Here is a 20,446-nt window from a genome sequence, read left to right as displayed (position 1 = left end):
GCATGGCCCGCTCGGCACGGATCAGCGGGACGGCATCCTGACCGGACGCCGTCAAACGTCATGGCGCACCGTCGTCAGGGCGCACCAACGTCACGGTACCGGCCCATCTCCGACCGGTCGCCGAGAAGGCGCCGCGCCGAAGAAATGACCTGGAGTGTCTGCGTGCTCAGCTGCTCCTGGAGCGCCCGTCGCTCATAATGCCGTAGGTGAGCAATGAGGTCTTCAGAACCCGAGACCCCGTGTTCCTTGCCGCCGATCACAGAGTCCGTGATCGTTCGTCTGAGCAACGCCTCGAAGACGTCGTCGATATTCGCCAGCCCTGCATCCATGAAGACTTCTCCTTCTGCCAAGCGACAGCTTTTTCGAAGGGCTAAGTTACGGCGTGATTTCCGAGTCTCTGACGCACGAAACACGCTGCACTGGACGTGCTCCTGCGCACACCGGAGCCATTCGCGCGTCCTTTCTCACAGGCCGCGGCGCGGAATGTTATGATCGTAACCATCGGACGAGCTTCCGAAATCATCCGGTAGCTCGGGCCTCCGACGGTTCTCGCGCAGTTCAGCAGCGAGGTCCCCAGGATGAACGGTACCGAAGACAGTCTGCTCGACGCTGGCATCCCCGAGCCGTCCATCGGCATTCCGACTCTGACGGTGGCGGAGTTGGAAGCCGATCCGCACGGGGTGTTCCGCACCTGGCGACCCCGGCTGCCCGTCGTCAGTCACGAGGTCGCCGGCTTCCTCGTCCTCCGCGCCCGCGATGTCGATCTGCTGATGCGCGACCCTCGTGTCCAGGCGACGGAGACGCTCTATCCCAAGGCGCGCGGGATTCCGGAGGGCCCGCTGTTCGACATCTTCGCGCACGGTATGCTCAACGCCAACGGGGCGGTGCATCGCCGGCGCCGCTCGCCCTTCACTCGCACCTTCGCGGCCCGGATCATCGAAGGTCTGCGCTCGCGGATCCGCGCTGCCGCGGAGAGCCTCGTCCAGGACTGGATGCCGGAGGAGGACATCGACCTTGTCGCGCGTTACTCCGCCCTGATCCCGGCCCAAACCATCGCCGAAATCCTCGGCCTGCCGCGTGAAGACATCCCCCATTTCACGCATCTCGCCTATGAAGTCTAAAGGGTGCTGAGCTTTACCTTCGGACCTGAAGACATCCCGGAACTCGAGGCGGCCGCGGTCGCGCTTCACGATTATGTGCAGGCCCTTCTCGAGGCGCGCCGGTCGGCGCCCCGGGACGATTTCCTGACGCGTTTCCTCGCGGAAGCCGAGGCGGCGGGTGAACTCACCCCCGAGGAGGTGATCGTTCAACTCGTGCAGATGATCATCGGCGGCACTGATACGACCCGTGTCGCCGGCGCCATGCAGGTGGCGCTGCTGCTGCAACATCCGGAGCAATGGGCGGCGGTGCGCGGAGATCCCAGCCTGATCCCCGCCGCGGTGGCGGAATCCTTGCGCTACGAGCCGAGCGTCGGGTCCGCCGGGCGGGTCGCCCGAGAGGAGATCCGCCTCGACGGGTATGTCGTGCCGGCCGGAAGCCTGATCCTGCTCTCGACGCTGTCGGCGTTGCGGGACGAGGCTGTCTACGCACATCCCGACACGTTCGACACCCGGCGCACCGACCTACCACGCCTGCATCCGGTCTTCGGCGGTGGCGCACACCGGTGCATCGGCGAGGCCCTGGCGCGGATCGAACTGGAAGAGGGCCTGGGCGCCCTGACGCGCCTAGCCCCACGCTTGCGTATGACCGGGGCGATGCCGGTCCTTCAGGGCCACAGCGGTATCCGCCGCATCGATGCGCTGAGGGTTGCCGCCTAGCGCGGCCTACCGCCTCCGCCGTCCACGGTAGGCGCAACCGCGTCGATCGCGTTCCGCAGCTGCGCCCCGACAGACCGCCCCCGGCCTCGCTCCTGGTTGCCGTCGCGACAGCACGGCAGCCGTCTTCCCGGCGCGCAAAGGGCGCCCGACGAAGGTTTTTCTTCGCGCGAAGCCAGCCGCGGGGCGTTCCAATCCGATTTCGCGTATCGCCCGCCTGTTGGTCGACGGTGGCCACAACGTTGTGGTCCTGTCGGGCTCGACTTGTCCTGACGCATCCCGCTTGAACCGTCGGCGCCGGTGAGCCCGACAATCTGCCCGTGATCACGGACGACGGCGGCCGAGTGCGCGGAGCCGCCGGATCGAACACTGGATCTCGCAGAGAGCTGCCGCGGGACGGGCTGACGTTCCAACGGTGCGTCCGACCGCACCTGACCCACCGGACTGGGTGCGGTCATGCGTGTTTGCACATGCTAATCGAATACAATTGAAATCGATTACGGCGCGTACGTGCGACGGGAACTGTTTTTACGTATTTCCACTGTCATAAGTATTCAGATCGAAGAAATCGTGGCGTAAGATAGCTGCCGCACTCCTGATGCCTCACTGTCGGGAGTACGAAACCATGATCGCTCATCGGACCAGAATCACGGCGGGCGCGGCGATTGCAGCCCTTCTCTTGCCCCTGTCGGTCCCGACCGCCGTACGATCGCAGCCGGCCCCACGCTTCACGCAGCCCGACGTGCCGAGCCTCGCCGCGACCACTGTCCCCCTTTCGTCCCGAACGAGCCGGGACTGGCGTTCTCCCGCTGTCGAGCGTGAGCATCTCAGGGCACAGCGCGTCATCAGCCGCGTCTGCTCGGGATGCTGATGCCGGCGATGTTCCTTTCGGAAACTTCCGCCGTGAGGGTGGACACCTTGTCCCGGCTGGGTCCCGCGCGGCGGGGGGCTGAGTGGGCCGAGAGCCTCCGCCGAGGCTGGACTGCCGCCGCAGCATGGGACGGTCCGCTCCTCGCCGTGGCGCCGATACCACTGGTTCTGGGGCTGACGTCCGCGACCGCGCCTGAACCCGTCGCGCTCGGCGTCGCCGGGCTTGCCGCCACGTGTCTCGCGCTGCGCGTTCAGCGCCTGCGCTCCGCAGCCCGCACGGTGATGCAGCAACGGGACAACCTCGCACGCTTGGCCGCCCCTGCAGTCGCCCGATGGGTTGCCGAGACCGATTCCAACGCTCTGCGCGCAGGTTGGGAGCAGGAGGCAACGGTGCTGTTTGCCGACATCTGCGGTTTTACCGATCTCTGCGAAACTATGCCGCCTGGGGATGTCGCAGCGTTCCTCGCCGACTTTCGGGTCCGCGCCGCGCGGGCGATCGAGGCGGCGGGCGGCCTTGTCGACAAGTTTGTCGGCGACGAGGTCATGGCCGTGTTCGGCGTGCCGCAAGCAGCGCCCGAGGATGCAGCGCCCGAGGATGCCGATCGCGCCGTCGCGGCGGCCCGCGCGCTTGCTGCTGCCATGTCGGAGTGGAGCCGCGAACGGGAGCAGACGGGTCTGCCGCCGGTCCGCATCGGCATCGGACTGCACCGCGGTCCGGTTTTCGTCGGCGCCATCGGGGCGGAACGCGTCGAGTTCACCGCGGTCGGCGACACCGTCAACGTGGCGCGTCGCCTGGAGCAGATGACTCGCACCCTCGCCTGCAGCTGCCTCGCATCAGAAGCTGTGGTGCAGGAGGCGACGTCCAGCGAGGGACAGCTCATGGCCGTCAGGCCCGTGCGTGGAGCCTGTACCGTCCTACGCCTGTTCGCGATTCCGCTTCACACCGGGCGGCGGACCGGTTTGTCCATCCGCCCGGAGTGTTTTCCAAAGGCGCGCGGAACAAACTCGGCGATGCCGAGGTCGGAAGCGCCATCCGGCCAGTGATGTGCGGGGCACCCCCTGTCGGCGGCAGGCGGGGCACGATCAGCGAAACGAGGGCGACTGGTCCGCCGAACTTTTCCCGGGGCCAAACTGCGACTTCGGCGTTGCAATCCGGGTCGATGAAGCCGGGCCTTTTCACGACACCATCTCGAAGGCATGAGCGAAACCGTCGATCTCGCGACGGTTTAGTCGGCGGCCACGCGCTTATGATCGGTTTTTTTCCTCGGCACGTTTTCAATGCGCGCTGCCGGTCTCAAAGAACTTGAACAGGAATAGCGCTGCGATCACCCACACCACCGGCTTCACCTCGCGCGCGCGGCCGGTGAGCAACTTCAGCGCGGCGTAGGTGATGAAGCCGAAGGCGACGCCCGTGGCGATCGAGTAGGTGAACGGCATGAGCAGCGCGGTCACGCAGGCGGGAATCACCTCGGTTGAATCGTCCCAGGCGAGGTCGACCAACTCACGGAGCATCAGGCAGGCGACGTAGAACAGGGCCGGCGCAGTGGCGTAGGGCGGGACCGCGCCGGCCAGCGGGGCGAAGAACAGGGAGGCCAGGAACAGCACGGCCACGGTGGCGGCGGTCAGGCCGGTGCGTCCGCCCTCGGCCACCCCGGAGGCGCTTTCCAGGTAGGCGGTGGTGCTCGACGTGCCGAGGAGCGAGCCCACGAAGATCGCGGTGGAATCGGCCAGGAGTGCGCGGTCGAGGCGTTGCATCCGGCCGTTGGTGAGCAATCCGGCACGGCTCGCCACTCCCATCAGGGTGCCCGTGGCATCGAACAGCTCGACCAGGAACAGCACCAGGACGACATGCAGCAGGCCGCCCGACACGGCGCCGGAGAGGTCGAGCGCGAACAGGGTCGGGGCGATCGCGGGCGGCATCGAGACGACACCCTGGAACGTGTTGCCGGCGACCAGGAAACTCAGCACCGTGACCGTCAGGATGCTTGTGAGGAGCGCCGCCCTCACCTTCCGGGCCGACAACGCGGCGACGATCAGAAAGCCGATCACCGCCAGCATCGTGCTCGGCTTGTGCAGGTCGCCGAGGGTCACGAACGTCGCCGGGCTGGCGGCCACGATGCCGGCGTTCTTGAGCGCGATGACGGCCAGGAACAACCCGATCCCGACCGTGAGGGCGATCCGCATCGAGCGCGGGATGCCGTCGACGATGATCGCCCGGAGGCCCGTCAGGGTGACGGCCAGGAAGCAGAGGCCGGAAATGAACACCGCGCCCAGCGCCGCCTGCCAGGTGAAGCCCATGCCGAGCACGACCACGTAGGCGAAGTAGGCGTTGAGCCCCATCCCGGGCGCCAGGGCGATCGGGTAGTTGGCGTACAGGCCCATCACCAGCGAGCCGAGCGCCGCGACCAGGCAGGTCGCCACGAACACCGCGCCCTTGGGCATGCCGGCATCGGCCAGGATGCTGGGATTGATGAACACGATGTAGGCCATCGTCAGGAAGGTGGTCAGGCCGGCGAGCAGCTCCGTACGCACGGTGGTCCCGTGCTCTGCGAGCCGGAACCGGCGCTCCAGGAAGCCGGGCCGCCCGGGCGCCGGGATCGCCACCTTGCGCACGCCGTCCATCACCCCTCCCCGCCGCAGCCGGTCATCGTGGCGCGGAAGATCCTGTCGGGCGCGAAGGGTGTCGCGGTGAGCCGGGCCCCGGTGGCGTCGCGGATCGCGTTGCTGAGAGCCGCCGCAACCGGATTGAAGGGCGACTCGCTCATCGACTTCGCGCCGAGCGGCCCGACGCTGTCGTGGGTCTCGGCGAACAGCACTTGCGTATCCGGAACGTCGGCGCAGGCCGGGATGTGGTAGTCGCGCAGCGTCCGGGTGGCGACCCGGCCCCAGGCGTCGATGGAGAAATCCTCGTACAGGGCAGCGCCGATCGCCTGCGCGATCCCGCCCTCGACCTGCCCGCGACATTGCATCGGATTGATCACCCGGCCCGCGTCGGCGGCGTGGACGCTCCGAAGAATGCGGACTTCACCGCTCATCGGGTGGACCGCCACCCGGAAAGCTTGCACGTTGAACGCCACCGAACGGGGGCTGCCATCGGCCCGGCCGCGAGCCTCGAGGGGCCCGATCCTCATGAGCGGGATGGAGCCGCCTGGTACCGCCACGGCGTCTCTGTCCAGACGGCATGCGTCGACCTCCGTACCGGACATCTCGGCCGCGCGCGCCCGGATCATCACGGCCAGCGCCTCAGCCGCGCGGAGCACCGCGAAGCCGGCGACCACGGTGCCGGTGCTTCCGTAGGCGCCGGTGTCGTGGTCGACGGCGTCGGTATCGGCGCCCGCGATCCGGACGCGATCGGGGGCAGTGCAGAGGGCCGAGGCCGCGATCTGGCGATGGACCGTGGCGGTGCCGTTGCCGAACTCGGCCGTGCCGACCCGCACGGTGAACCTGCCGTCCGGGTCCAGGCTCACCCGCGCGTCGGCATGGTGGCCGCGGGGCGGGATCGTGTCGATCATGGCCATCGCCATGCCGGTGCCGGCCCGCCAGCCGGGCTCGGGTTCCGGCCCCGGATCGGCGCGCAGGGCCTCCTCAGCACGATCGAGGCATTGGTCGAGTCCGTAGCTGCCGAAGACCACGTCGTGCGGCTCCAGGCTATTCGACACCATCGGGTCGCCCGGACGGACGGCGTTGATCCGGCGCAACGCGAACGGGTCGATCCCGAGCGAGCGGGCGACTTCGTCGAGGGCCGATTCGACGGCGAAGATCGTCTGGCTCAGCCCGTAGCCCCGGAAGGCGCCCGACGGCACCGTGTTGGTGAAGACGGCACGGCCGTCGACCCGCTTGTTCGGGCAGGTATAGGCGGCCAGCACCTCGTTGCAGCCGTGGTGGATCACGCCGCCGGCATGGTTGCCGTAGGCGCCGGTATCGGAGAGCACGTCGAGGCTGATCGCCGTGAGCCGCCCGTCCCGGCGGGCGCCGACCTTCACGGCGACCTGCATCGGGTGGCGGGTGGTGGTCGCGATGAACTGCTCCTCGCGGGTCAGCTCCCAAACCACTGGCCGGCCGGTGCGCAGGATCGCGAGCGTGACCAGATCCTCGGTCAGCATCTCCTGCTTGCCACCGAAACCGCCGCCGACCCGGCCGCACAGCACCCGCACCGTGTTCCGTTCGAGTCCGAACAGGTCGCATAGGGCGTCGCGGGTCAGGAATGGCACCTGGCTGCTGGTGCGCAGCGTCAGGCGCCCATCGGGGCCGCGCCACCCGACGGTGCCGTGCGTCTCCAGGGCGACGTGCTGGACCCGTTGTGATTGGAACGTCTCCGCATAGACGACATCGGCCTCGGCGAAGCCCGCATCCACGTCACCGATCTGGCCATGCACCTCCGCAGCCAGGTTCGGATGGCGCGCCAGCGGAGGCGCGTCGGCGCCGGGCCGGTCCCCCGGATCGTGGATGATCGGGGCATCCCCGGCGAGGGCCAGAGCGGGATCGAGGAGGGCCGGTCGCAGTTCGTAGGTGACGTGCAGAGCCCGGCAGCCGGCCTCCGCGGCGGCCTCGGTTTCGGCCACGACCGCCGCGACCCGCTGGCCGACGAACCGCATCACCGAATCGAGGACCCGCGTGTCGGCGGCGTCGTCGCGCGGGTCTTCGTGGCGGCCAGTGGAGAACGCCTGCTGCGGCGCATCCGCGTGGGTTAGCACCACGACGACCCCCGGGACGGCGCTTGCTTCCGCGGTGTCGATCGCGACGATGCGGGCATGGGCATGCGGCGAGCGGAGTACCTTCACGTGCAGCGCGCCCTTCGGCGGCGCGTCGAGGGTGAAGCGCGCCCGCCCGGTCACCACCAGGGGCGCAGCCGGGGCCGGCAGGTTCCGGCCGATCGGGTCCCCCTCCCCGGCGACATCGCGATGGGCGATCCCGCCGATGGCATCCCGGATGGCACGGTATCCGGTGCAGCGGCACAGGTTCCCTTTCAGGGCCGTGCCGAGGTCCTGCTTCTGCCCCTGGTTCAGGGTCGCGGCGGTCATGATCATGCCCGACGTGCAGAAACCGCACTGGAAGCCTTGGGCCGCGAGGAACGCGGCCTGCACCGGATGGATCGCGTCGGGCGTCGAATCGCCGGGACGGCAGGGACCGGCTAGACCCTCGATGGTGGTGACGCTGCGGCCCTCCGCGCGGAAGGCCGGGACCAGGCAGCTATGCACCGGCTCGCCATCGAGATGGACCGTGCAGGCGCCGCAATCGCCGGCGTCACACCCCTTCCTGACGCCGTACCAGCCGGACTCGCGCAGGTAGGTGCGCAGGCACTGGCCGGGTCGCGGCTCGCCGGCATGCGCGTGGCCGTTGACGGTGAATCTCATGCCGCAGCCTCGTCGGCCAGCGCGTCGCGGATTTCCTCCGCGAGGTGGCGGGTCATGTGCGCGCGCCAATCCGGTCGGCCGTGGACGTCGTCGTACCAGAGGTCGTCCGGGATCGCGGCATCAAGCGCCCGTGCAAGCTGCCGGCTATCCGGCAGGCCGGCGAAGGTGAGGCGCAGGGGTCGGCGGATCGAGGCGGTGACGGTGAGCGCGAAGGCGCCGTCGGATCCCCTGGTTCCGATCAGCAGCGCCCCGGAACGGCCGTTCGGGCTCAGGCTGATGCGCCGGAACGCGGTCCGGCGCATCAGAGCCGCGGCCGGGATGATCACGTTGCGCAGGATCTCCCCCGGCTGCAGGGCATTCCGCTGCGGCCCGAGGACGAACTCCGTGACCGGCAGACGACGCTCGCCACCGTCCGGCGCCCAGACCACGCAGGTCGCCTCGAGAGCGGCGGCCAGCGCGGTCATGGGCCCGGCGGGCAGCGCCATGCACAGGTTGCCGCCGACCGTCGCGACGTTCCAAATCTTGAACGACCCCAGCAGGGCCCGGCAGCATTGCCCGACCAGGGGAGCCGCAATCCAGTTCGCCGGCAGTTCCAGCCGGTCGAGCTGGGCGATGGTGCAGGTCGCCGCCAGCGTCACGCCGTCGGAACCAACGGTATGCGGCGACCAGCCGAGCGATGTCAGGTCGATGAGACGCCGCGTCGTCGGCTGCGGCTCCGAGAACAGCCAGGTTCCACCGGCCAGACAGGCGTCGCCATCCTGCCAATTCGGCAGCTCGGCGCGCGCGTTCGGGCGGAGGACGGTCTCGATCGTGTTGAGGTCCACACGCCCTCCATGTCCGTGGGTCGCGCCGATGACGCTCGACCGCACCATATGCCGGCCGATGTGCCGAGTCGGTCAAGGGACTCGGTAGAGATACGGCGCCTCCGGTCCTAAGCTCACGCTTCGAACATCCTCTCGGAGATCATCATGGCTCTGACAGCATCGCGGTATGGCAAGGATCGGGTCCGTGTCCTGCGGCTGACCCGGTCCGGCGACCACCATGTGCCGCGGGAGCTGACGCTGTCCGTGATCCTGACCGGGCGATTCGAGGACGCCTGGACACGGGGCGACAACCGGGCCTGCATCGCCACGGACAGCGTGAAGAACATCGTCAACGTGACGGCGGTCAAGAACCCGTCCCTGAATGCGGAAGCCTTCGTGGCTGCCGTGGCGCAGGTCCTGCTCGCGACCTACCCTCAGGTCGAGGCTGTGGCGATCGAGGCCGAGGAGACTCGCTGGCTCCGCCATGTCATCGCAGGAATACCGCACGGCCATACCTTTACCCGCGACGGCAACGGCTTCGGCTTCGTCGGGCTCCACGCCGACCGGTCCGGGTCGATCCTGTCGTCGGGCTTGCGCGGCTACACCTTCATGAAGACCACGCAATCCGGTTGGACCGGCTTCGTCGCAGACGGCTACCGCACCTTGCCGGACGCCACCGACCGTATCGCCGCCACAAGCATGGATGCGACCTGGACCTGGTCGTCGGCTCCGGCGGATCACGAGGTCGCGAACGCGCGGATCCTCTCGACGCTGCTGACGGTGTTCGGGACGAGTTACAGCCGCGGCGTGCAGGACAGCATGTATCGGATGGGCGAGGCTGCGCTCGAAGCGGTTCCGGAGGTGGCCGAGATCGCCTTCGTGATGCCGAACAAGCACTACGTGCCGATCGATCTCAGTCCGTTCGGATTGGACAATCCCGGAACGGTGTTCCTTCCCACGGACGAGCCCTCCGGCCGGATCGAAGCCACGATCGGCCGAACTGGCTGAGCGGGCGTCCTTTGCTTCGTTTCGGAACGGCTGGGCCGATCCAGCGATGCGCGCTTCTCAAATCCTCGCGATCGTAACGGCCCTGCAGTGAGCGACGGGTACGCGTGCAATGCACGGAGACGTTGCAGAACCGCGTGAGCCAGACAGGTCCGACCGACCGGGCGCGCCCGAAGATGCGCGGCCCGATCGGATGAATCCGCGATATTTCGCGTGGTTGGGGATGTCTCGGCAACCAAGGGGCATCGCGGTTCGAATGACCGCGGGGTGGCCGAAGCGATCGTGCCCGATGCGCGGCAGGTGTACCGATCGACTACGACCGAGTGTATAACTATCGACGGAGCTCGGCAGAGAGACGTATCATAGATCAAGCGGCGACATTTACGCATGCAACCCCTGCGTGCGCCCCTAAAAACTCTGAGTTGGACGCGGCATGCAGGCCGAGCAGGCGCCGTTTATCTCGCGTTCGACCGTTTAACCTGCAGTCAATACGCTCTTGATACAGCCGCCTGAAGAAAAACCGCGACGCCCGGCGCGAACGCGCCGCGTATCCCGTCAGAGCTTCCGGAGGACATCATGTTCAATCGCTTGGTGGGCGCGCGCGACCGGGACGCCAAACTGGCGGCCCTGAGCCGGTCGCTCGCGACGATCGAATTCGCCTTGGACGGCACCATTCTGGATGCCAACGCGAATTTCCTGGCGGTGATGGATTACTCCCTCGCGGAGATCCGCGGTCGCCACCATGGTCTGTTCGTCGACCCCGCGGAGCGCGAGGGCGAGGCCTATCGCCTGTTCTGGGATAAGCTGCGGCTCGGCACCTACCAGACCGCGGAATACAAGCGTATCGCCAAGGGCGGCCGCGATGTCTGGATCCAGGCGAGCTACAACCCGGTGCTCGATCGTGCCGGCAGGCCGACCAAGATCGTCAAGTTCGCCACCGACATCACGTCGCAGAAATTGCGCGCCCTCGACCTCGACGGCCAGATCGCCGCCCTTCACCGGTCGCAGGCGGTGATCGCCTTCTCGCTCGACGGGACGATCCTGAGCGCAAACCAGAATTTCCTGGACGCCGTTGGGTACCGGCTCGACGAGATCGTCGGACGCCACCACGGGCTGTTCGTCACCGACGTGGAACGGTCGAGCGAGGCCTATCGCGCCTTCTGGGCAGCGCTGGCGGATGGCGAGTTCCAATCTGCCGAGTACCGCCGGATCGGCAAGGGCGGCCGCGAGGTCTGGATCCAGGCGACCTACAACCCGATCAACGATGCGAATGGACGACCGGTCAAGGTCGTCAAGTTCGCCACCGACATCACCGCGCACGTCCGAGAGCGTCAACGCCGCGCCGAGGCCCAGCAGGCGATCGGTGCCGACCTCGATGCGATCGGCCGAGCCGTCGAGGACGTCACACGGCAAAGCGGTACCGCGGCCGCCACTGCCGGCCGCGTATCCGTCGATATCCAGGCCATGGCGTCCGGCGCCGAGCAACTTTCGATCTCGGTCAGCGAGATCAGCCAGCAGGTGAGCCACGCGGCGTCGATGGCCGGCCAAGCCGTGACCCAGACGCAGCAGACCGGCAGCATCGTCGCCGGCTTGAGCGATCAGGCCACGCAGATCGGCGACGTGGTCGGGCTCATCGCCGGCATCGCCGCGCAGACGAACCTCCTCGCGCTCAACGCGACCATCGAGGCGGCGCGGGCCGGCGAGGCCGGCCGCGGCTTCGCGGTGGTCGCCTCCGAGGTCAAGGCTCTGGCCGAACAGACGGGTCGCGCCACGGACCAGATCCGCGGTCAGATCGCTGCCGCCCAATCAGCCACCCGTGAAGCGGTGGGCGCGATCGACACCATCCAGGGCACGATCCGGACCCTGAGCGACGTCTCCTCGACCATCGCCGCGGCCGTGGAGGAGCAATCCGCGGTCACACGCGAGATGTCCGGCAGCATGCAGACGGTCTCCCATGGGGTCTCGACCATCGCGGCCGGCATGGACACGATCGCCCAGGCCAGCGAGCAGGTTGATCGCGCCACCCGCCAAGTGCGCGAGGCTTCGCGCGCGGTGAGGTGAGATGGTAATGGCATGGTCGCGGGTGCATTGGATCGGAGCGTTCCCGTTCAAAGGCGAATAAGATCAAACGTCTAAATCCTAAATGTTTCGAAGATATCAATAGGATTTTTGCTCAATAAATGGTTAAATTATGGATATTATAATATATTAAGTTATACATTACAATATCTATTCGTTTAATCAGGCAAAGATATCCGGCGGATCTCAGTGAGCTTCCAGCGTACCGGGGCGCCACCGCTTTGCGAATGTCGCATCGTCGCGGTACAAACTGAAATCACCACCAACGGAAGCGGCGTATCACTTCGCCCGAAAGTATCTCCACGATGACTTCTTCTGGTCAAAAAGTTTGCTTGTCAATGATTGTCAAGAACGAAGCTCGGGTTATCCTGCGCTGTCTCGACTCTGTACGTGCCGTTATTGATCATTGGGTAATTGTAGATACCTGTTCAACCGATGGAACCCAGGACATCATTCGTACCGCCATGTCCGATGTGCCGGGCACCTTGCTGGAGCGTCCATGGGTCGACTTTGGCCACAACCGCACCGAGGCGCTTGAACTCGCTCGACCACACGGCGATTACACGCTCGTCATCGATGCCGACGATGAACTGATCACCGCCCAAGGCGGAATGACCATTCCAGCCGACTACAAACTGCCAAATCTCGATGCTCCCGGGTACACCCTACAAATTCATGACACCACTATGCGGTACCCACGGACGCAGCTGTTCAAAAACGCGTTTCCTTGGCGTTATCGGGGCGTCCTGCACGAGTTTGCAGAATGTAAAGAACTGGTCTGGACTGACACGTTGCCGCTCGCAATGCGGCGGGGTCACGATGGCGCGCGGCGTCGCGATGAGAGCACGTATGTACGTGACGCTGAGCTGTTTGAAAAAGCTCTTAAAATCGAAAAAGACCCATTTCTATTATCGCGCTACACGTACTATCTCGCAAATAGTTATCGCGATTGCGGCGAAAAACGCAAGGCCCTGCAGGCCTACCTCCATCGTACGACAATGGGCTTTTGGGAGGAAGAAATCTACATCAGTTATCTGGGTGCCGCCCTGTTGATGGACAATCTTGGCGATCCATTTGATGAAGTTATTGCGTGCTTCGATAAAGCTATCGCGATCAATCCTCGCCGCGTCGAGGCGATGTATTACGTCAGTCGATATTGCCAGGATAAACAGCGCTATGTCGAAGCGTACCATTATGCAGAATCGGGGCTTGGACTATCGCCGCCAACGGAAGGACTTTTTGTGCAGCATTGGATGTATAATTATGGATTGATGGATAAGTTTTCTGTGATAGCTTTTAATACAGGACAGTATCGAGCCTGTCTATCGGCATGTATCGGCGTTCTTGGATGCCCAGAATTTCCCCATGAAGAACGTCAACAACGTGTAGAAATTGCAAGAAAAGCGCTAAATAAGATGGTCGATCCAGCTTGGGGTGCCAATCATTCATCTTATAGCGCGGTCTATAGCCCAGACTGGTGATTGCGGCACTTAAAGCTGCGGATCGACGAGATTTTGGACAGTATCAACGAATTTCAACTAAAGAAACAGCCGCGGCAAGAAAGTCTGTCGTCAATGAAACTTTACTTCTAGACAAGTTTTTGAGATCTCGATTATTGTAAAATATTGAGTATCAGCCATGATTGTAAATAATAAGTGATTAATTTGCTTGAATGTTTATTAATTAGATTGTAATAAAAATCAGTTTATGGTGACTTTAGTTTTGACTATAGTCATCTGACACGAAGTGAAAAATGCATTCATTGGGCCGGTTGACGCCATGTGCTGCAGCGAGTTGCAAGGGACACGTTCAAATCATTCCAGGCGGTATCCCCATCGTCCACCGCGCTCGTTCCTGGCTGGCCTAGTGCACTGACTCAGACGGATGGTTCAGGGGCTCGATTGAGGGCGTCGAAGATGGCGGCGGCGGGCTTGGTCCAGACGAAGGGTCGTGGGCTTTGGTTGTGCTCACCGATGTAGCGTTTGATGGCGGCCTGCAGGTCGACGATGCCGGTGAAGGTGCCTCGCCGGAGGCGACGGCGCGTCAGCGTGGAGAAGAAGCCCTCGACGGCATTGAGCCAGGAAGCCGAAGTCGGTGTGACGTGGAACGTCCATCGCGGGTGGCGGGTGAGCCAGGCGCGCACCTTCGGGTGCTTGTGGCTGCCGTAGTTGTCGAGCACCACGTGGATCGCCTTGCCCGCTGGGACTGCCGCCTCGACGGTGTTGAGGAAACGGATGACCTCACCGTGGCGATGGCGCTGCATGCAGCGGCCGAGCACCGTGCCTTCCAGGACGTCGAGGGCGGCAAACAAGGTCGTGGTGCCGTGGCGGGTGTCGTCGTGCGTCTGAGCGGCGGGATGCCCGGGCCCGAGCGGCTGGTCGGGACGGGTTCGCTCCAGGGCCTGGATCTGGGACTCCTCATCCTGAGCGTGTCGAAGGACCGTCGATGGACAGCACGACGGCGTGGGCGGGCGGTTGCATATAGAGACCGACCACATCCTCGACCTTCTCGGCGAAGGCCGGGTCGTGGGAGCGCTTGAAGGTCCGCACCCGATGCGGTTGCAGGCGGTGCTCCTGCCAGATCCGCTGCACGGAGCGGAGTGAGATGCCGGTCCGCGCAGCGACGGCGCGGCCGGTCCAGTGCGTGACCTCGTCCGGCGGTTCCGAACACGTCAGCGCCAGCACCGTCGCCACGGTGCGGGTGGAATGCGGCGGGGTGCCGGGTGGGCGGGTCTTGTCCCGCAGCAGGCCCTCGACGCCCTCCTCGGCAAAGCGCTGCTGCCAGCGCCAGACTGCGGGCCGGCTGACGCCGGCCTGCCGAGCCACGTCCTGCACGCTCAAGCGTTCGAACGAGAGCAGGACGATGCGCGCCCGCAGGATGTGCTTGAGCGGGCGGGATCGGTCTCCGGCGATCGTGGACAACGCCAACTTGGTGGCGTCGTCGAGGAGCACGCAGACGGTCTGAGCCATCGCCCAGACTCGCATGCATCACCCCCTGCGTGAATCCTCTGACCACGTCAGTGCACTAGCCTTTCACCACTTGTATGTCGGATGGGGTATTAGCGATCCCGTCCGAAACTAATCCGTTCTCCCAAGTGGCGATCAAGCATGGATTTGATGTTGCCTGGAGTTGGATCTTTGGGAGTACATTTTCAAATCTGTGTGTTAATCTTCCTCATCCTACTAAGCGATTGGATTCGTTGCCGTCGGGAGGAAAAATGGTCGTCCGATCGAAAAAGGTCATCCTAGGACAGTCGTATTCTGTGCGGTGTTGTCGGCTCATCGAGCAGAGGACGAACCACCATATTACCTGAGAGATGATACACTATGAATACGCTCAGCAACCAGCATTTCGCGACATTCGGTAGTGGTGCTTTAACGCTAAGTCTTGCCTTCGCAGAGCTGCGGGCGGGCATCACTTGGCCGCACTATCATGCGCACGGGTGCGCTGCCCTAGCGAGTGCGCTCAACGAAGGTCTAATGCCCGAAGAGGTCGCAAGTATCCTCGATGGACGAGGGCTCATCGAAGCTTTTCCGGTTTGGCAGGGCGAAACTCCGGCGGATTATGCGGTCCGCGCTGTAGCCGAAATGTTCGTCGTCTACCTGCAATAGGCTCTGCTGAGTCGTCCCATTCTAACGTCCGACCCCTTGACTGTGGCTTAGGTTGACGCCGTGCGGCGGTCAAGAGTAGTGCGCTCCAGTCAAGAATGTTGGATCATACCAACGAGGCAAACGATTGGGCAGGGTCGCCCGGCGAGTCCCGGCGATTCACCGGGCCCTGCAACACTCCGCATCACGTATTGGATGAAGATCTTCAGCTGAGTAAATTCGGGCATATATCTGTTTTTCATTCATTAAGATGAGTCTATTTTAGTATATAATTTGTTATAATTTGTTCTATCAACGACTCAGCGATCAATTAATACTGATAAATAAAAACCTTTGTGGCTATAAGTTGAATTAACAAGAAAAATATGCTAACAATTAATGATCGTTTATCTCGGGTAATTCCAAATGGACGTCGCATTACAGCGAAAAAGAAAAGCCTCTGCAATCAATATACGATCGATCATCATTGGCTCTTCGGTAGCTCTGTTCGTTATATCCACAGTAATAGGATTGTTTTCTGTCGTTCGGATCGGTATGATCAACACGGTGAGTCGATCCGTCTCCGGCGAGATCGAAGCGGTCACGATTCTCGGACGGATGAAGGCGCTCAGCCAGGAGCTGCGCGCCCTGGACGTCCTAGGCCACAATGCCCGGTCGGACACGGAGCGGCGCCGTTACCTCGATGAGGCCGGCAAGGCCCAGGAGGCGTTCTCCGCCGCCTGGAGTGCCTATGCCCCCACCGTTATGGGCGCAGACGAGCGCATTCTGGCGCATCGATTGCGCGAGGCCTGGCAACACTTCCTCGCCGTGGAGGCCGAAGCGACCGCGTTGGATCGGGCCGGTGAGCGCGAACTCGCCGATACGGTGTTCGCCGAGTCATTCCAGGCGGATGCCGTGGCGTTCACCCAGTCGGTGGATTCCGTCCTGGTCCACCGGCAGGCGCGGGCCCTCGAGCAAATGGCGGAGGCCGATGCGGTCGGCGCCACGTCGCGCCTCGCGGTCATCGTTGCGTTGGCCGTCGCGGCACTCCTGACCCTGGCCATCAGCTGGTTCATCGTCCGTCGTGTGGCCGCGCCGATCGCGACGATGACTCGGGTCATGGCGCGGCTCGCCGAGAACGATCTCACCGTGGCGATCCCGGACGGCGATCGGGCCGATGAGATCGGTGCCATCGCCGGTGCCGTGCAGGTGTTCAAGGAGAACATGCTTCACGCCAAGTCGCTGGAAGACGAGGCCACCCGGATCCGCGTTGAGGCAGACCAGGAGCGCAAGTTCGTCCTGCACGACATGGCGGAGCGCTTCGAGGAGACGGTGGGCGAGATTGTCGGCACCGTCACCGCTACGGTTTTGCAGTTCCAGGGGACAGCGCGCCAGATGAGCACGACGGCCGGCCAGACGGCGAGCCAGTCGACCACAGTGGCCGCGGCCGCCGAACAAGCCGAATCCAACGTGCGGATGATCGCTGCCGCCGCAGACGAACTCGGTGCCTCGGTCCAGGAGGTGGGGCGTCAGGCTGAACTGTCCGCCGCCATGGCCGATGGCGCCGCCACGGAGGCCTCCCAGACCATCGCGTTCGTGCAGGTTCTCAGCGGCGCAGCGGACCGGATCGGCGACGTGGTCAAGCTGATCGCCAAGATCGCGGCGCAGACCAACCTGCTTGCCCTGAACGCCGCGATCGAGGCGGCCCGCGCCGGTGATGCCGGTCGCGGGTTCGCAGTGGTTGCCGCCGAGGTCAAGCAACTCGCGGGCGAGGCCAGGCGCGCGACCGACGATATTGCCAGCCATGTTTCGGTCATCAAGGCATCCACCTCCGATGCCGTCGCCGCGATCGAGGGGATTGCCACGCGGGTCCGCGATATGAGCGGGACAGCTGCCTCGATCGCCGCGGCCGTCGAGCAGCAGGGCGCGGCAACGCAGGAGATCGTGCTCAACATCTCGCAGGCCGCCAACGGCACGGGCGAGGTGACGGCGAACATCACCACGGTCGCCGGTGCGGCGGAGCATACCGGCGCGGCCGCCGACCAGATGCTCGCCTCGGCGAGCACCCTGTCCCGCGACGCGGAACGCCTGGGCGACGAGGTTCAGCGGTTCCTGAAGAGCATCCGGGCGGCCTGACGTGACGGTCCCATTGGGCCGGCGACACTCTGCCAAGCCGGTACACCATCGATACCGCCGGCTCGATCGCGGCGCCGTCGGCGTCGCCTCGAACCCGTCGATTCTTCGCGCGCTGATGCCGGACCGGAGCGGATCTGGGCGGCGCGCGCTCCAGGCAGGTGCAAGGACCATGATCGGAACGCTCTGCGGATGGCCCATCTCCCGAATACTCGGTGGCGTGCCGGCGGTTCTTCGGATGTCCGCTGGCGATCTGGCCTTTGGATTCGAACGGGTGCGGGGCTGGTGGCCGGCGGCGTTCATGGTCGTCTTGGCGAGCCTGCCGACACCGGCCGCGTCGGCCGCAATCGGCGTGGCGATGGCTGAGCCGAGCGGGTTCACCGCGCTCCTACGGGACGGCATCCAAAGCTATGCCAAGAGCCTGCCGGATCTCTCCGTGCGCTTCGCCTACGCGCCTCAGGGCGAGGGTGAGAAGCAGGTCGAGCAGGTCCGGCAATTCATCTCCGCCAAGGTCGATGCCCTCGTGGTCCTGCCTGCCGATACGACGACGAACGCGACGATCACGCGCTTGGCCCAGGACGCCGACATCCCCCTTGTCTACGCCAATAACGGCCCCCGGGAGGATTGGTTTGCCGGGCGCGTGGCGTTCGTCCTGTCCAATGATCTCGTCGCCGGACGGTTGCAGATGAGAAAGCTCGCCCAGATGCTGGACGGCAAAGGTCGCGTCGCGATCATCCAGGGTCCGCCGAGCCATACAGCTTCCGCACTCCGCACGCAGGGCGTCAGGGAAGTCGCCGCGGCCTTTCCGGGGATCAGCATCGTCGCCGAAGGCGCCGCGGATTGGGACCGCAAGAACGCCGCAGCGCTCGTGGCCGGATGGCTGGCGAACGGGACGGCGCCCGATGCCATCGTCGCCAACAACGACGAGATGGCGATTGGAGCCGCCGACGCGGTGGACGCAGCCGGGATCCCCACGGATCGAATCCTGATCGGCGGCGTCGATGCGACACCCGACGGCCTACGGGCGATGCAGCACAAGCGTATGGCCGTGACCGTCTATCAGGACGCCGGCCTACAGGCGCGCAAGGCGGTGGACGACGCCCTCAAGCTGGTCCGGCACGAGCCCGTGCAGCAATATGACTGGGTTCCGTTCGAGCTCGTGACGGACCGGATGTCGACCACGCACTTTTCGAAATAGGAAATTTGCCAGCGCGCTGAAACAGGACCTGCCGCGCCGGGGATGATGTCGCCCGGCGCGGCTTTGCCCCTACCGCATGACGAACGGATTTTCTGGCGCGTTGCGGCTCGTCGAGATCCAGACGCTCTTGGTCTCCAGGTACTCGCGGATGGACTCGATGCCGCTTTCGCGGCCGATGCCGGAGCGCTTCATGCCGCCGAATGGCATCATGTAGCTGACGGCGCGGTAGGTGTTCACCCAGACAGTTCCGGCGCGCAGGCCCTTCGACATGCGCAGGGCACGGCCGATATCCTGTGTCCAGACGCCAGCCGCCAATCCGTAGATCACGTCGTTGCCGAGGCGCAGCGCCTCGGCCTCGTCCTCGAAGCCAATGATCGACAGGACCGGGCCGAACACCTCCTCCTGTGCGATGCGCATGTCGTTGGTGACGCCCGTGAAGATCGTCGGCTCGACGAACTGACCACCGATCACGCCGGGACCGGAGGCCGGGTTGCCGCCGAACACGCAGCGCGCACCCTCGCTCTTGGCGAGCGCGATGTAATCCAGCACCTTCGCATACTGGGGCGGCGTGGTAATCGGCCCGATGTTGGTGTCTGGCTGCATGGGATCGCCGAGCCGGGCGGTGCGGGCAAGATCCACCAGTCGCTCGACGAATGCCTCGCGGATGCTGTTCTGAACGAGCAACCGCGAGCCGGCGATGCAGGTCTGTCCAGTGGCAGCGAAGATGCCCGAGATCGCCCCGGCAGCCGCGGCTTTAAGGTCGGCATCGGCGAAGACGATGTTGGGCGATTTGCCGCCGAGTTCGAGGGAGACCCGCTTGATCTGGCGCGCGGCCGCCTCGTAGACCTTCGCGCCGGTGATATCTGAGCCGGTGAAGGTGATCTTGGCGACATCCGGGTGCTCGACGATGGCGCTGCCGGCCTCGCCGCCGTAGCCGGTGACGACGTTGAACATCCCGTCCGGGAGCCCGGCCTCCTTAGTCAGCCGGGCGAATTCCAGCGTGCTCGCGGAGGCGAATTCAGACGGCTTGACCACGACGGCGCAGCCGGCCGCGAGCGCCGGTGCGCATTTCCAGGCGACGAACAGCAGTGGCGAGTTCCAGGCGGTGAGCGCCCCGACGACGCCCACCGGCTCGTGCCGGGTGAACGCGAACGTCTCGGGTTTGTCGATCGGCACCTGGGCGCCTTCGACCTTGTCGGCGAGGCCCGCGTAATACCACCACCATTCGGGCTGGTAGCGGGTCTGCCCGTACATCTCGGCGAACAGCTTGCCGTTGTCGCGGACCTCGACCTCGGCGAGCGCCTTCGCATCGCGCTCTACGAGATCGCCGATCCGGCGCAGGACCTTGCCCCGGGCCGAGGCGGTCATGGTGGCCCAGGGCCCCTCCCACATGGCGCGCTTTGCCGCCGCCACCGCCTTGTCGACGTCGGCTTTGGACGCGCGGGGTATGCGGGCCCAAGACTCGCCCCGGTAGGGGTCGACGGACTCGAACCACGAGCCGTCAATCGGATCGACGTCCTGGCCGTCGATGTAGAGCTGGTAGGTTTTCACGGCGCGCCTCTCACGCGGTTGACGCGCGTGTTATGGGCGGGAACGCAGTCGG

The 20,446-nt window shown here is 64.9% G+C and carries 14 protein-coding genes and 1 pseudogene; 9 read left to right on the top strand and 6 right to left on the bottom strand.

What is annotated here, in order from left to right; translation table 11 throughout:
- Nucleotides 1-74 precede the first annotated feature (74 nt).
- Complete coding sequence (locus tag FVA80_RS01190; protein WP_147908532.1) at nt 75-329, bottom strand: hypothetical protein; 255 nt, start codon at nt 327-329, stop codon at nt 75-77.
- A gap of 249 nt (nt 330-578) precedes the next feature.
- On the opposite strand from FVA80_RS01190, the gene FVA80_RS30890 reads away from it, so the two are divergent.
- From FVA80_RS30890 to FVA80_RS01175, 3 genes are all read left to right on the top strand, one after another.
- Nucleotides 579-1,121: a cytochrome P450 gene (locus FVA80_RS30890; protein WP_246692222.1), complete on the top strand. Its 543-nt coding sequence runs from the start codon at nt 579-581 to the stop codon at nt 1,119-1,121.
- 3 nt (nt 1,122-1,124) lie between these two features.
- Complete coding sequence (locus tag FVA80_RS30885; protein WP_246692221.1) at nt 1,125-1,817, top strand: cytochrome P450; 693 nt, start codon at nt 1,125-1,127, stop codon at nt 1,815-1,817.
- A 1,014-nt stretch (nt 1,818-2,831) separates the two neighbouring features.
- Nucleotides 2,832-3,728, top strand: coding sequence for an adenylate/guanylate cyclase domain-containing protein (locus tag FVA80_RS01175; protein WP_246692220.1), 897 nt, complete (start codon nt 2,832-2,834; stop codon nt 3,726-3,728).
- A gap of 231 nt (nt 3,729-3,959) precedes the next feature.
- Here FVA80_RS01175 and FVA80_RS01170 read toward each other — a convergent pair whose 3' ends face one another.
- Genes FVA80_RS01170 through FVA80_RS01160 form a run of 3 tightly spaced genes read right to left on the bottom strand, consistent with a single transcriptional unit; the run spans nt 3,960 to nt 8,862 of the window.
- Nucleotides 3,960-5,306 (bottom strand): NCS2 family permease, encoded by a 1,347-nt coding sequence (locus FVA80_RS01170; protein WP_147908530.1) that lies wholly within the window; start codon nt 5,304-5,306, stop codon nt 3,960-3,962.
- Nucleotides 5,306-8,038, bottom strand: coding sequence for a molybdopterin cofactor-binding domain-containing protein (locus FVA80_RS01165; protein ID WP_147908529.1), 2,733 nt, complete (start codon nt 8,036-8,038; stop codon nt 5,306-5,308). The genes FVA80_RS01170 and FVA80_RS01165 overlap by 1 nt, the downstream gene beginning before the upstream one ends.
- Nucleotides 8,035-8,862: an FAD binding domain-containing protein gene (locus FVA80_RS01160; protein WP_147908528.1), complete on the bottom strand. Its 828-nt coding sequence runs from the start codon at nt 8,860-8,862 to the stop codon at nt 8,035-8,037. The genes FVA80_RS01165 and FVA80_RS01160 overlap by 4 nt, the downstream gene beginning before the upstream one ends.
- A 144-nt stretch (nt 8,863-9,006) precedes the next feature.
- Between FVA80_RS01160 and pucL the strand changes: the two genes are divergently transcribed.
- From pucL to FVA80_RS01145, 3 genes are all read left to right on the top strand, one after another.
- Complete coding sequence (pucL, locus tag FVA80_RS01155) at nt 9,007-9,849, top strand: factor-independent urate hydroxylase (protein WP_147908527.1); 843 nt, start codon at nt 9,007-9,009, stop codon at nt 9,847-9,849.
- Between the two features lie 573 nt (nt 9,850-10,422).
- Nucleotides 10,423-11,907 carry a PAS domain-containing methyl-accepting chemotaxis protein gene (locus tag FVA80_RS01150; RefSeq protein ID WP_147908526.1) on the top strand — a complete coding sequence of 495 codons (1,485 nt, stop codon included), beginning with the start codon at nt 10,423-10,425 and terminating at the stop codon, nt 11,905-11,907.
- Nucleotides 11,908-12,230: 323 nt separating this feature from the next.
- A complete protein-coding gene (locus FVA80_RS01145; protein WP_147908525.1) occupies nt 12,231-13,406 on the top strand; it encodes a glycosyltransferase in 1,176 nt (391 codons plus the stop codon).
- 395 nt (nt 13,407-13,801) lie between these two features.
- Here FVA80_RS01145 and FVA80_RS01140 read toward each other — a convergent pair.
- Nucleotides 13,802-14,894, bottom strand: a pseudogene (locus tag FVA80_RS01140) (IS630 family transposase).
- A gap of 357 nt (nt 14,895-15,251) precedes the next feature.
- On the opposite strand from FVA80_RS01140, the gene FVA80_RS01135 reads away from it, so the two are divergent.
- The 3 genes from FVA80_RS01135 (at nt 15,252) to FVA80_RS01125 (ending at nt 18,843) form a co-directional block, all read left to right on the top strand.
- A complete protein-coding gene (locus FVA80_RS01135) occupies nt 15,252-15,536 on the top strand; it encodes a hypothetical protein (protein ID WP_147910533.1) in 285 nt (94 codons plus the stop codon).
- A 402-nt stretch (nt 15,537-15,938) separates the two neighbouring features.
- Nucleotides 15,939-17,648, top strand: coding sequence for a methyl-accepting chemotaxis protein (locus tag FVA80_RS01130; RefSeq protein ID WP_147910532.1), 1,710 nt, complete (start codon nt 15,939-15,941; stop codon nt 17,646-17,648).
- A 235-nt stretch (nt 17,649-17,883) separates the two neighbouring features.
- Nucleotides 17,884-18,843: a substrate-binding domain-containing protein gene (locus tag FVA80_RS01125; protein WP_147910531.1), complete on the top strand. Its 960-nt coding sequence runs from the start codon at nt 17,884-17,886 to the stop codon at nt 18,841-18,843.
- A 69-nt stretch (nt 18,844-18,912) separates the two neighbouring features.
- Here the strand turns inward: FVA80_RS01125 and FVA80_RS01120 are convergent, their stop codons facing one another.
- Entirely contained in the window at nt 18,913-20,394 is a 1,482-nt protein-coding gene (locus tag FVA80_RS01120; protein WP_147910530.1) for an aldehyde dehydrogenase, read from the bottom strand.
- Nucleotides 20,395-20,446: the final 52 nt, after the last annotated feature.

This window comes from Methylobacterium sp. WL1 (assembly GCF_008000895.1).
Taxonomy (GTDB): Bacteria; Pseudomonadota; Alphaproteobacteria; order Rhizobiales; family Beijerinckiaceae; genus Methylobacterium.
Note: the sequence above shows the minus strand (reverse complement) of the source record. Positions and strands in the feature narration are given on the sequence as shown.

Excerpts from the sequence above, each read along its gene's own strand:
- FVA80_RS01190 (WP_147908532.1), bottom strand. The coding sequence starts at position 329 with ATGGATGCAGGGCTGGCGAATATCGACGACGTCTTCGAGGCGTTGCTC.
- FVA80_RS30890 (WP_246692222.1), top strand. The coding sequence starts at position 579 with ATGAACGGTACCGAAGACAGTCTGCTCGACGCTGGCATCCCCGAGCCG.
- FVA80_RS01170 (WP_147908530.1), bottom strand. The coding sequence starts at position 5,306 with ATGGACGGCGTGCGCAAGGTGGCGATCCCGGCGCCCGGGCGGCCCGGC.
- FVA80_RS01165 (WP_147908529.1), bottom strand. The coding sequence starts at position 8,038 with ATGAGATTCACCGTCAACGGCCACGCGCATGCCGGCGAGCCGCGACCC.
- pucL (WP_147908527.1), top strand. The coding sequence starts at position 9,007 with ATGGCTCTGACAGCATCGCGGTATGGCAAGGATCGGGTCCGTGTCCTG.
- FVA80_RS01150 (WP_147908526.1), top strand. The coding sequence starts at position 10,423 with ATGTTCAATCGCTTGGTGGGCGCGCGCGACCGGGACGCCAAACTGGCG.
- FVA80_RS01145 (WP_147908525.1), top strand. The coding sequence starts at position 12,231 with ATGACTTCTTCTGGTCAAAAAGTTTGCTTGTCAATGATTGTCAAGAAC.
- FVA80_RS01135 (WP_147910533.1), top strand. The coding sequence starts at position 15,252 with ATGAATACGCTCAGCAACCAGCATTTCGCGACATTCGGTAGTGGTGCT.
- FVA80_RS01130 (WP_147910532.1), top strand. The coding sequence starts at position 15,939 with ATGGACGTCGCATTACAGCGAAAAAGAAAAGCCTCTGCAATCAATATA.
- FVA80_RS01125 (WP_147910531.1), top strand. The coding sequence starts at position 17,884 with ATGTCCGCTGGCGATCTGGCCTTTGGATTCGAACGGGTGCGGGGCTGG.